This is a genomic window from Shewanella sp. HL-SH4 (assembly GCF_051164845.1).
Classification (GTDB): Bacteria; Pseudomonadota; Gammaproteobacteria; order Enterobacterales; family Shewanellaceae; genus Shewanella; species Shewanella glacialimarina.
Genome location: NZ_CP195037.1, coordinates 3851050 through 3863427, shown reverse-complemented (window position 1 = coordinate 3863427; position 12378 = coordinate 3851050). Strand labels below are relative to the sequence as shown.

9 protein-coding genes and 2 pseudogenes are annotated in these 12378 nt (G+C 38.7%); 4 read left to right on the top strand and 7 right to left on the bottom strand.

What is annotated here, in order from left to right:
• The first annotated feature begins 327 nt into the window (after window positions 1-327).
• Genes ACRWQL_RS17930 through ACRWQL_RS17915 form a run of 4 tightly spaced genes read left to right on the top strand, consistent with a single transcriptional unit; the run spans window position 328 to window position 6116 of the window.
• Entirely contained in the window at window positions 328-2286 is a 1959-nt protein-coding gene (locus tag ACRWQL_RS17930) for a hypothetical protein (protein ID WP_434951400.1), read from the top strand.
• The gene (locus tag ACRWQL_RS17925) at window positions 2279-4228 is read left to right on the top strand and encodes a hypothetical protein (protein WP_434951398.1); all 1950 of its coding nucleotides are present in this window, start codon (window positions 2279-2281) and stop codon (window positions 4226-4228) included. The genes ACRWQL_RS17930 and ACRWQL_RS17925 overlap by 8 nt, the downstream gene beginning before the upstream one ends.
• 5 nt (window positions 4229-4233) lie before the next feature.
• Complete coding sequence (locus ACRWQL_RS17920) at window positions 4234-4788, top strand: hypothetical protein (protein WP_434951397.1); 555 nt, start codon at window positions 4234-4236, stop codon at window positions 4786-4788.
• The gene (locus ACRWQL_RS17915) at window positions 4785-6116 is read left to right on the top strand and encodes a hypothetical protein (protein WP_434951395.1); all 1332 of its coding nucleotides are present in this window, start codon (window positions 4785-4787) and stop codon (window positions 6114-6116) included. The genes ACRWQL_RS17920 and ACRWQL_RS17915 overlap by 4 nt, the downstream gene beginning before the upstream one ends.
• A gap of 239 nt (window positions 6117-6355) precedes the next feature.
• Here ACRWQL_RS17915 and ACRWQL_RS17910 read toward each other — a convergent pair.
• From ACRWQL_RS17910 to ACRWQL_RS17880, 7 genes and pseudogenes are all read right to left on the bottom strand, one after another.
• Window positions 6356-6647, bottom strand: a pseudogene (locus ACRWQL_RS17910) (IS3 family transposase); the annotation flags it as partial.
• A 16-nt stretch (window positions 6648-6663) separates the two neighbouring features.
• Window positions 6664-6861, bottom strand: a complete 198-nt coding sequence (locus tag ACRWQL_RS17905; RefSeq protein ID WP_434951393.1) for a transposase domain-containing protein — start codon at window positions 6859-6861, stop codon at window positions 6664-6666.
• Window positions 6789-7040 (bottom strand): IS66 family transposase, encoded by a 252-nt coding sequence (locus ACRWQL_RS17900; protein ID WP_434951391.1) that lies wholly within the window; start codon window positions 7038-7040, stop codon window positions 6789-6791. Before ACRWQL_RS17900 ends, ACRWQL_RS17905 begins: the two co-directional genes overlap by 73 nt.
• A pseudogene (locus ACRWQL_RS17895) lies at window positions 7028-7657 on the bottom strand (IS256 family transposase); the annotation flags it as partial. The gene ACRWQL_RS17900 and the pseudogene ACRWQL_RS17895, both read right to left, overlap by 13 nt.
• A 99-nt stretch (window positions 7658-7756) precedes the next feature.
• Window positions 7757-8113, bottom strand: coding sequence for a P-II family nitrogen regulator (locus ACRWQL_RS17890; RefSeq protein WP_432309805.1), 357 nt, complete (start codon window positions 8111-8113; stop codon window positions 7757-7759).
• A 92-nt stretch (window positions 8114-8205) separates the two neighbouring features.
• A complete protein-coding gene (locus ACRWQL_RS17885; RefSeq protein ID WP_432309806.1) occupies window positions 8206-11346 on the bottom strand; it encodes an efflux RND transporter permease subunit in 3141 nt (1046 codons plus the stop codon).
• Between the two features lie 90 nt (window positions 11347-11436).
• Window positions 11437-12375 (bottom strand): efflux RND transporter periplasmic adaptor subunit, encoded by a 939-nt coding sequence (locus ACRWQL_RS17880; RefSeq protein ID WP_432309807.1) that lies wholly within the window; start codon window positions 12373-12375, stop codon window positions 11437-11439.
• Between the last annotated feature and the right edge of the window lie 3 nt (window positions 12376-12378).

The following is a 12378-nucleotide window of genomic DNA, read 5'->3' as shown; positions in this document are numbered from 1 at the left end:
GTATCTGATTGTTTTTTCTATAATTTGATTAACTATCACATGCCCCTCTTAATTGAAAAATATTTCAAATGGAAATTTAAAATTCATTAATGATATTTTATCAGATTCACATCCTAAGAAACTAGGTGTGACTAAAACAATTTAGCCAATCTAAAAAGCGTGCTTAATCAACCTGTTCACTACCAATACAATATAACCAATTTTAAACCCGTATATTATAACCAAGCTTTTAGCATATATATCAATGAGTTAGATCAAAAATCAAGGTTGACTTCTGCCCGAACCTGTAATATTTATATGTATTATTAGGTAGAAAATAGAGATTTTATGAATAGTAAAAAGACCCATTATTTAAGTGTATACAGTCTCGAATTGCCCAAATTCGACACGAAATATCTACATCCTAAAATCAAAAAGCTTGGGCAATTACTGAACTCAGATAGTGCAGCAACTTATTTGTTTTCTTCAATTACAGAAAATATACAAAGTAAAACATACATACGAACACATGTAATACTAGCAATAAGTCTGATTCAACATCACCGGAAAAAGTGTCGCGGTCAGCAACTGAACGATTTTCAACAGTCACTGACTGAATTTGTCAAAGAGTTAAAGAGCCAAAGAGTAAAAAAAACTTGTATGACAATTATAAAAAAAATTTATTTACGTCTTGTATCTATGAACTTTTTTATAGCAGATAGTTTGTCTCAAGAGTTTAATATCTACACGCTATGCCCTGCCAGCAGTAGTGAAGTACTTGCTGGGCATTTTAAACGCATAGAACTATATTCTAAAAATATAGAAATAACCGAAACAACTATGCAATTTATCAATTCAAAAAATATTGTGAAGAACTATGTTAGCTGTTACGCAGATGTTTTTGAAAAAATTACTCAAATAGATCCAGAGTGGCCATCTAGTTCCATAAAGTTAGGTATAGAAGAATACAGGAATAGCTTCGATACTGAATCTGGTTCTCTAAATACAAAATACCATGCAACTAGCAAAGTTCTTGAGCTATTTGGCTACTTAATAAAAATAGGTCTACTGGATAAAAATACGGTACTGCCAAAAAATATTAAAAAGCCAGCATATTCAAGTCTAATGAGAAGTACCAACCCAACATTATCTTCTATAAATATTAATTTACTGAGCATTGAGCAATCGTTAACTTCTGCAAAAGTCTTAATTGATAATTTCCATAGTGATCTGATTAAAAAATTAGATTATTCAACAACAATAGCTAAGAAGGTCGTTACTGAGTTTTACAATCAACTTCCTGAAAATGCCCCTTTCCCCAGCGACGGCATCGACCCAAATATCATTGTAGCAATGCACATAATCATCGTTGATGAGATGGGGATCAATCCTACTTCTCTTTATAATTTACAAGTCAACATTGCCACTGGAAGACGAAATAAAAAGGAATTTATAAAGATTGAAGCCGATGGCACTGTAAGAGTCAATATAATTAAGTGGAGGCAACGTTACCTACAAAAGAGAACAACGACATCAACTGCTGTTATTAATCATCAAAAACTACAGTTACAAGACGTAAATGCTTCTTTTTGTATTCAGTTTGCCATAACGTTGACTCAAGGTATAAGGAAAACATTAAATACCAATTTACTTTGGCTCAGAAGAGGTCAAGGAGTGGTCAGAAAATCAAATTCGTTTGACTCAGAATTCCGAAAATTTTGCGAAGTTTTTTTACCAGAAGATTTTACACAATTAGAACCAACTTTAATGAGAATTCGGTCGTCAAGAGCTATAAGTATATACATCGAAAGTGAAGGCGACATAATAAAAACCGCAAGTTACCTAGGAAATAAAGTTAAGACAACTTTAAGCACCTATATACCTTTATTTTTACAAGAAATCATTTACCGAAGAAAGCTTTACGCATTTCAAAACTTATATTTAATACTTGCTACCGCCGACAATCCGAAAAAGCAAAACATGCTTGATATGACAGAGGTTCAATACAGTAACTGTGTAAAAGAAATTTATAAAAATGAAGATTTTGGAGGTTCACTTTTTGAATTGTTAAAGCCAAAATCAGTCGACACTTTAGATGAAAACTCTACTGAAATCTTCTTTATCTGTTCACCTGAAAATTTCGCACATGCAATAAAAGTAATCAAAACATCACCTAATAAAGAAAATATAAAATACAAAGTTTGCTTAAATGCTATCAACAAAGCATCGTCCGGCTCAATAATATTTAAGAGCATGATAATTGATGCCGAAAACATTTTAGATAAGGAGGGTATAAGCTTTGAATAACATTTCAAATTATAAACCATCTGAAGTAGCCAGTGAAAAAATTGCTGAACAAAAAGAATGGATTGCTAATGATATTACTAACAGTTTTTGGTTAGTAGCCAAGTCAGGCCGCCCGATTATCGTCAGTAAAAAAACACCAAGAAATCAATTGCGTATAATAGATTTTGAAAAAGAAATTTGTTCAGGTGGACTTCTAACGGATAGATTGTTCTGCAACCTTTTAGCAGACTTGAAGCAATGTCTAATTAATATATTTGAAAGTGGATGCACTGAAAAACCATATCGATTGAGTGGCATAAGTAACAACATTATCTACCTAATTATCTCAGTAAACGAACACCGTTCAGAACGCGGTTTCCCGCCTATATTAGCATTCAGCCAAATAACAGAAGAGGACATATTTGACTTCATAAAGTCATTCGAAATTAAACCCGAATTCGTTGATTCGGTTTTAAGAGATCTAAGTTTCCTGCACCGTAAACCTAATGAGCAAGACTGGGTTAACATAAAAAATAAATACTCAATAAGGACTAAAACGTTCTCGGTTCTTAAATCCCGTATAAAAAACTCTAAAAATACAGAAATATATAAATCGCAACGTTCAGAAATAAAAAAGTTTGATGATGCAAATGCAAATAGAGAAGTCAGTGATTTTAATATGCCCAACAAAAAAACAGTTCAAAATTACATTTCAGATATCAACCACCTTTTTCAGAACACTAATCACCTAATTTTTCCATTAAAATTCTCTCCATATGAACTGTGCAGCAGTGAAGAAAGCTTGAGTGGCATATTTAAGGAATTTCAGAGTAATATAAAAACTTCGATCATACCACTTGAGACCGCATTTCACCTCATATGCAATGCACTAAAATTTCAACACAACTATGGAAAGAGCATCCTTGAGTATTTAGAAGCAATAGATGAGCATTACAAAAACAACATGGCTAATTTAAAAGAACCAACCTTAGAGCATCATTGTAATATAAGGAAGAAATTATTCTATGAAATTGAAACCCCCAAACCTCTTACCCCACTAAATATAACAACTCTGGGACTAAAGGGAGAGCCTAACATCTATGATGGCATTAGCCTAACTCAGGCTATCCATTTATATTCTGCTTCAATATATATTCTACTGGCTTCGTTCTCTGCAACAAGAGAGTTATCACTTTTAATGTTAAAACGAGATTGCTTTCATCATTCTCCGTTAGATGGACTATTTGATATCAGATTGAAACAGCAAAAAACTAATACAGACAATAGGCTTCAGACAATATACCGGCCAATCCCAAAAAAAATTTATCATATTGGTCTTCAATACTGTGAGTTCTCTCAGTATTTAGAAAATAGATTCGGCATATTTAACAGCGACAATGAAAGTTATTTATTCACCAACTTTCACGGCTGTAGGCAAATTACGACTAACCATTTTTATAGTTTACCCGACAATCATGTACCAAACCACTTTTCAGATGATTTCATGAAATCAAAATTAGACTTTTTCACTGACTGGACAGATGTTCCTCTGATTAATGGTAAACGTTGGTATGTCAGTGACCATCAATTTAGAAGACTATTCGCTATTCTATATTTTAACCTCACTGACGAAACCGGAATTGAGGAGTTAGCCTGGTTTCTAGGTCATGATAGTTTAGAAATGGCATTTCATTATGCTGAAATCTCCCCATCTAGTGAGTGGATGGATGAAGCAATAAAATCAATATCCAAAAGAGCATTAACTATTAATAAAAGCTTATGTATGGATGAGGAGATAGCTAAAATTATTGAGGTATCTAAAGAAAAATCATTGAAACTTAATCTCCAACTAGAAGGAGTTATATATGAAGCAATAAACAAACGAATTAAATCTACAGGTGAAAAAGTCCACTTCACAAGGGTCGATAATAAAAATGTTTACTTCTTTTTTTCAGCTGAGTAATGCTAATGACGTATCAAAAAGGACATACATCACCAGAGATCGAAGCTAAGAGTGATCACATTACACTATCAATTATAGAAAAAACAAGGCTGATAAAAGAAGCGAGTAAACATAAAAATATTTCGGAGTACATTCCGCTAAATGAGGCAAAAACCAGGTTAAACTTACTTGATGTTCACTCCTGGGAGTCAAAAAAACTTAAAATACTAAAATACTCTTACAATGCAGCAAATACAAAAAAAAATAAAAAATGTTTAGCCGAACTAAAAAGTGCAATTATACAATTCAATGAAGAACTCTCTAAAAAGAAAGCTGGTATAACTCAAAAGCAATGTGAAGAATCTAATTCAGACTATAAAACTCGCGCACAGCTTGAATTAGAAGTGAAAGAACTAAAAAGGAAGAATAAAAATCTAGATAAACAGGTAGTTGAAATTTTTCGAGCTTACCTTCAGTTAGACCACTTTGTTATGCAAAGCGGGTTTGAAAATAAGCAATATCACAAATTGCTTAAGCTACACAGCCAAACAAACAATAATTTTTTAAGGACCGTGAAATGAGCGAAGTGCGTATAGCTCATAGTCCTGATCTGAGCTTTTTGCTACTGCAACCGAGTGAAGCATACACACATCCTTACCTCCTTGATTCAACAGGTCGGTTTGATTGGGATGCAAACGCATATTTAGTTCAGTATGGAGGTGGAAAACTGACTTACGGTGTAAGACCGCTTTCCTCTAACATTGTTGATAAAGCAAGAAGCTTGTCAATTTTTTTAACTTTTGTAGAAGAAATACTAAATATCGATAAGCTAAAGCTTTCTGATGTGCATTTTTTTACGTTCGTAAAGTATATACAAAAACGAAACATTGATAATGGCACAATTAAAACGCATTGCAGAAACGCACTTAATTATTTATTTTATATACAAACTAAAAATGAGAGTGTTAACTTAATTACAGATAAAGCACATAAAAATGAAAGACATCAGATACATGTAACAAAGAGATTCCACAACGCAGGAGGTAAAGTCCAGGCCTATTATGATCACAAATCTTTTGAACACTTAGTAAAAATTACGGAGGAAATTGACTATATTAGGGATGACGAGTTTATCGATTGGCTGGACGCTATAAATCACACCAAAGAACATCCTTCTCCAAGCAAAATATTAAAATTAAGATGGGGAGCAATTAGCTATTTATTAGAAGCTACCGGTCCAAGAATAAGTGAACTCGCTAAAATAACTCGCAGTAGTATCAAGGATATATATAACCCTCTTGCTGATGGTAACGATAACTCTGAACTTAGCTGCATACCAATAAATAAAGGTAAAAACAAAGGAAAATTTCGAAAAGTTCCGATTTCTAACGCCACTATACAATTTTTAATGGCTTATATAACAACCATTGAGCATCAATGGCCAAATATGGACCATGATAATCTTTTTATTAATGTCGAAAACGGTCAACCACTGAAGCCGAATTACCTAAAAAATTATACTTTATCTGTAATAAAAAATAGTCTTTATGCGCAACCTTTAAAACATGTTAACAACCACTCATTCCGCCACCGCTTCATAACGTTAAAAATCGCACAGATAATAAAGGAATTAGCATCAAATACTCCTTTTACCAATCTGTATTCACTAGCTATGCATGCAGTTAGAAAGTTAACACTACATGCATCGCCAAGTTCAATGGCAACTTACGTCCACCTAGCACAAGAGTATAACAACAAGTATCGGCTAAATAATGAACACGCACAGATTAGCAGTCTTGTAAAAATAGAGCTCAAAAAACTTAAAAGACTACAAAAACAGTTAGAGTCAGGACAAATTAATGAGTCATTAACTCTTAAAAGTATGCTCACTATTATTGGGAAGCTTTAATTTACTAGAACTTTTGCAATGATCCGTTACTAGTGCAGTTGTTGATGCTGTGTTGCGGATAAATAAATACATCTTGCAGCACGTCCAAGTGACCTGGTCAACAGGTAAACTGATAAATCAAATTACACATATTTACCTGTCTTGCGTATAATTATACATGAGTTAGATAATTGCGTGTAATTGGAATTTTTCTAGACCAGGATTAGCAGAGCATTACCTTATGCGGTTAATGGCGTTTTTCATGACATTTGTCGCCTAAATTGGTAAGCAGCTTCTTTATGTTGCTCTGGATTTAACGCCGCATCGCCTATTGGCTGCCAGATTCGCTCTTCTTTTGACCATCGCTCTGGATGTTCATTTCTTATTGTCTGATACAAAGCTTTTCGCTTCGCCAGTATTCCAACATCAAAACCATCATATCTGGTTTGGTGTCACAAACTTAATCCTGCTATGGCGATGCTCATTGTTGTACCAATAAACAAATTCATTGACCCATTTACGCGATTCATCTAACGATTTAAAACCTTCACTGTAAGCGTCCGGCAAACTACGCCTTGCCAAGTTTAACCTGCCAGGGTAAGAGGTTGTTTGAGGTCACAATTAGGTTTGATAATTGCTCTAAGCAGTGTTCGATGTAATCGAACGGGGTGAGTTCATTAGCTTTGGCCGTTTCTATGATACGATACAAAATGGCACTCGCCTCTGCGCCACAGTGGTTGTAGTTAAACAGCCTGTTTTGCGCCATATCACAAACGGTTTCACTGCCCGCTCTGTACGGTTGTTGTCGATATTAAGTTGTCTGTTTTCTGTATAACGGTCACGCTGACTTGAAAATGGACATAAATGATTTAGTGTAAAGGTTCTAAAGATAGGTCGTGGGATTAGTAAATGTATGGTAATAAAATAAAGTTTACACTGACCCACATATTCTCAGCTATCCAAAGCCCCATCAGCTCTTTGTGGCCTTCAAAATTAATACCTAACGCTAAGAAAATAGATTTGTTGATAACGCGCTTATCCTGACGGATTTTTATGACGATGCAATCAAGGTAAACAATTGGGTAAATTGCATCTAAAGGCCGGCTTTGCCACTCAATCACTTGCTCGAGAACCGCGTTGGTTACGCGAGAAACTAACGTGGGTGATATCTCTGCACCGTACCATTCATCAAAGGCTTGAACGATATCACGAGTAATCATGCCTTGAGCATAGAGCCACAATATTATATCGTCCATAGAGGTAAATCTGGACTGGTGCTTTTTAACTAACTTAGGCTCGAAACTGCCTTCACGGTCTCGGGGCGTATCAAGTTCAAACTGGCCATCTTCAGTTTGATTACGCTTGCTGGTTTTACCGTTACGGCTATTAGTTGAAGTGGATTTGTGGTGTTTTTCATACCCCAGATGCTCATCCATTTCAGCATTAAGAGCGGCCTCGACCGTTATCTTTTTGAGCATCTGACTAAATTGATTTAAGTCTTCTGGTGTTTTAATGCTTTTAGCTGCTTCTTTCGCAAAAGCTTCAATGTCATTTTTGTTCATGAGTATCTGCCTATCCTTAACTCTCAATAGAGTACGTATTGATAAGCAGTTACACAAAATTAGTTACAGTCTCGAACAGAGCCATTAGTTCCGTTAATGTTAGATTTCTTTACCACCGATCGGCAACGCTTGCTCAATTGGACTCACGTATACCCAACCTGAAATATTGGGGCCAATACGTCCAGCTTTACGAATAATAATGGTAACTTCATCGACCTGACTTTCGTCACAGACTAACGATAATCGGACTTCTGAAATGATTACCCCAGCTTCGGTTGAGTAATCCTGCTCAGATTCACTGAGCGCTTTTAAAGTACCCTTAACATCCATTATCGTAATATTCTTATATCCTGCATCACTTAAGGCTTCGACAACAGCTGCCGAACGAACATGATGGAAAAAGGCTTTAACTTGTTTCTGTACTTTGGGTGTGTTCGTTTGTTTAGTTTGATTCATAGTATTTACTCCAAAATAGGATTGTTTGCTTTTCAATTAATCGAATGTTTTAGCAACAGAAATGACTTCTTTCTGTTGCTAACTCATTGATATCAAGTTGCTATTGCGTCACCATTCTCTGTGAGTTCGCGCGGTTTGCGATAAGCCATCCGGTAAAGACCAGGCAGTACTAAAAGCGTTAACAAAGTGGACGATATAATGCCGCCAATCACTACTGTCGCTAGTGGTCGTTGTACTTCAGCGCCGGTGCCAGTATTGAGCGCCATGGGTAAAAAACCTAATGCGGCAACTAAGGCAACCATTAATATGGGTCGTAATCTGAGCATGGCGCCTTCACTAATTGCACTATCGATATTCAGCCCATTTTTCAAGCCATCGCGAAATGCTGACACCATCATCACCCCAGTCAATACCGAGACGCCGCAGAGGGTAATAAAACCAACCCCAGCAGTGATCGATAATGGAATATCACGTAACCACAAAGCAATCACCCCGCCGGTCAACGCGAGTGGCACTCCGCTGAAAACTAAGGCGGCGTCTTTGGCTGAACCGAAAGTCATCATGAGCAAAGCAAATATCATCACCAGCGTTACCGGAACCAATATACTGAGTCGCTCACTCGCTGATTGCAGCTGCTCAAAAGTGCCGCCGTAACCTAACCAATAGCCCGGAGGTAAAGTGACTTGTTGATCTATTTTCTGTTGCACCTCAGTGACAAAACCGCCCAGATCGCGACCGCGTACATTGGCGCTGACGACCAGCCGTCTTTTGCCATTCTCACGAGAGATCTGATTGGCGCCAGGTGCCAGTTTGAGGGTTGCGACTTCCCTCAAGGGAACATAACCCCCATTGGGGAGTGGTATCGGTAATCGTTCTAGTGCGCTTATGTCACTGCGCAACTTTTCGGTTAGTCTCACGACAATCTCGAATCGACGGTCGCCTTCAAAGACTAATCCCGCTTCTTCGCCTCCTGTGGCTGCGGCAAGCACTTCTTGTACCTCCGAGACATTCAGGCCATAGCGGTACAAGGCGCTACGGTTAGCTTCAACTGACAGAATTGGTAAACCGGAAACCTGTTCGACTTTAACGCTTTCTGCTCCCTCAATCGTATTGAGGACAGCAGCGATCTCTCCGCCCGATTTCAGTAATTGATTTAAATCATCGCCATAGATTTTGATACCGAGATCGGAACGTACCCCAGAAATAAGCTCGTTAACTCTTTGTTGGATAGGTTGACCGATTTCAAAAGCATTACCAGACGCTAAATCAAGTTTTTCCTCAATTTCTTCAACCAATTGCTCTTTGGTTTTTTCCGGATCAGGCCAGTCTTTGCGATCTTTTAACATCACATAACCATCTGATATGTTTGGCCCCATGGGGTCACTGGCCACTTCGGCCGTTCCTACACGGGCGAAATAAGTTTTAACCTCGGGTACTTGTAAAACGGTTCTCTCAAGCTGAAACTGCATATCAATTGACTGAGTTAAACTGGTACCCGGAATGCGCAAGGCTTGAATTGTGAGATCTCCTTCGTCTAAATTGGGGATAAACTCTGTGCCCATTTTTGAAGTCATCCAGCCGGAAAAAACCACAAACCCAATGGCTGCCCCCAAAATAGGTAGACGTAATTTCAAGGCCATTTCCAAAATAGGCGTGTAGAAACGTTTGGCGTTTCTAACGATGAGGTTGTCTTTTTCTTCGATATGACCCGTTAACAGTAATGCGACTGCCGCAGGCACAAAAGTAAGCGATAAGATTAACGCCGCTACTAATGCCATGATGACGGTCATCGCCATCGGGGTGAACATTTTTCCTTCGACGCCAGTCAGTGCAAGAATAGGAATATTAACCAGAATGACCACCAGGACGCTGATCAAACTGGGGGTAAATACTTCGCGTGTCGCCGCAAAGACAGTCTGAAAACGCTCGTCCAGTTTCAAGATACGACCGAGATGATGTTGTCGCCCCGCTAATCGTAAAATGCAGTTTTCGACAATAATCACCGCGCCATCAACAATTAACCCAAAATCAAGCGCCCCTAAACTCATCAGATTGGCACTGACTTCTGTTTCAACCATACCGGTCATTAGCATTAACATCGACAAAGGTATGACCATCGCGGTCAGCAGAGCAGCTCGCACATTGCCCAACATGACTAACAACACAACCACCACTAAAATGGCGCCTTCGACCAAGTTAGTTTGTACCGTGGCAATGGTTTTATCCACCAATACAGTACGGTTATAGACCGCTTCGGCGATGACACCTTTTGGCAATGTTTTATTAATTTCAACGAGTTTTGCTGAAACCGCCTCAGAAACTGTACGACTATTACCGCCCAATAGCATCACTGCGGTGCCCAGAACGGTTTCCTCGCCATCCAGCGTAGCAGCGCCGGTACGCAGTTGTTTTCCAAAGCCCACTTCGGCCACATGGTTAACGGTGATCGGAATGCCGTCTCGATTGGCCACAATAATTTTTTCGATATCGGCTATGCCGGTTACTTGCCCCGGTGCACGGATCAAATACTGTTCACCATTTTTCTCTATGTAACCGGCACCTACGTTCGCGTTATTTTTCTGGATCGCATCGACAAGATCATCAAAAGTCAATTGAAACGCCAGCAGTTGAGCCGGATTTGGTGTGATATGAAATTGTTTTTCAAATCCTCCGATGGTATTGATCTCAGTGACGCCGGGAACTAGGCGAAGCTGCGGACGGATCACCCAATCTTGCAATGTCCGTAATGCGGTTGCGTCATAGGCTTCACCATTGTCTTGTTTCGCCCCTTTTTTTGCGTGGACAGCATAATGAAATATTTCACCGAGGCCCGTCGCGACTGGCCCCATGACGGGTTCAATACCCTCTGGCATTTTACTTTTAGCCTGCTGTAGTCGTTCATTAATCAAGTTACGGGCAAAATAAATATCCGTGCCTTTCTCGAATACCACTGTTACTTGGGATAAAGCGTAGCGCGATATTGAGCGGGTATCTTCCACATAAGGCAATCCGGTAATAGCGAGCTCCACCAAGTAGGTGATCCTTTGCTCGACTTCAAGCGGCGAATATCCAGGTGCTTCGGTATTGATCTGAACTTGTACGTTGGTAATGTCCGGCACCGCATCAATCGGCAGTTTCTGGTAATTCCAGACACCCACCGCGGCCGTAATAGCGACGAGGAACATCACTAACCATCGGCGCGCGATGGAAAATTGGATTAACTTATCGATCATTGTGAGATCCTTTTATTAGTATGCTCTAAGGTGTCGCCTCGTGCAGGCGACAACGAAGGGAAAGTTCGAGAAACTTGCGTGAAGTAGATTTTAATCATCATCTTCTATGTCCCCTTTACCTGCTTCAGCTTTGAGAATAAAACTGTTTTTAGTGACGTAAGTTTCACCCACTTTTAAACCGGCCAATACTTCTATAAGCTCACCATCGGTGCGGCCTAAAATAATTTCTCTCGGCTCAAAACCTTCTTCTTCTTGAACAAACACCACGTTATGTTCCTCGACCATTTGAACGGCCTCACTTCGAATAGCAATTGCAACTTCGGTCTCAGCCAGATTTATTTCGGCTGTAATAAAATGACCAGGCACTAGAAGATGCTCTGGATTTTCAAGTAGAACACGCACCTTGGTGGTCTGATTGTGATTACCAAAAGGTGATATATAGATCACTTGGCCTTCTCCAGTGACGTCAGATGCACTGCACTTTATACGGGTTTTCTGACCAATATGAATGCTGGCCATATCCTTCGGGAACGCAGATAAATCAACCCAGACGGTCGAAAAATCGGCGACTTTGAATAAGGTCTTATCACTTGTTTGTTCGCCGACGTTGACATTGCGCTCAATCACAACTCCTGCAATGGAAGATTTAATCGCATAGGATTTTAAACTGTCATTACTTTCAACCATGGCCAAAACTTCACCCTGACTAACTGAGTCGCCGATTTGTTTACTGATCTTGGTTATGACACCTTCAAAACGTGCAGTCACTGAATGCACGTTTTGCTCGTTAGTAACCACCTGACCATAAAGCGGTAAGACTTCTCGGATATTGCCCGAACTTGCTTCTTCCAAACCAATGCCAGCAAATTCGATTTGTTCAGGCGTGAGTTTGATATAACCTTCTTCCGCTTCCTCTTCTTGGTCTGGCTTATTAGAGTCAGCGAATGTTGGACTGATTGATAACGATAATAGGGTGGAACAAAAAATGATCCCAACAAAAAGTGTTTTAATAAATTTCAATAGTTTCATGGA

What these genes read in the sequence shown, in the direction of transcription:
- ACRWQL_RS17915 (WP_434951395.1), top strand. Translation starts at nt 4,785, where the DNA reads ATGAGCGAAGTGCGTATAGCTCATAGTCCTGATCTGAGCTTTTTGCTA.
- ACRWQL_RS17880 (WP_432309807.1), bottom strand. Translation starts at nt 12,375, where the DNA reads ATGAAACTATTGAAATTTATTAAAACACTTTTTGTTGGGATCATTTTT.
- ACRWQL_RS17905 (WP_434951393.1), bottom strand. Translation starts at nt 6,861, where the DNA reads ATGGCGCAAAACAGGCTGTTTAACTACAACCACTGTGGCGCAGAGGCG.
- ACRWQL_RS17930 (WP_434951400.1), top strand. Translation starts at nt 328, where the DNA reads ATGAATAGTAAAAAGACCCATTATTTAAGTGTATACAGTCTCGAATTG.
- ACRWQL_RS17890 (WP_432309805.1), bottom strand. Translation starts at nt 8,113, where the DNA reads ATGAATCAAACTAAACAAACGAACACACCCAAAGTACAGAAACAAGTT.
- ACRWQL_RS17920 (WP_434951397.1), top strand. Translation starts at nt 4,234, where the DNA reads ATGACGTATCAAAAAGGACATACATCACCAGAGATCGAAGCTAAGAGT.
- ACRWQL_RS17885 (WP_432309806.1), bottom strand. Translation starts at nt 11,346, where the DNA reads ATGATCGATAAGTTAATCCAATTTTCCATCGCGCGCCGATGGTTAGTG.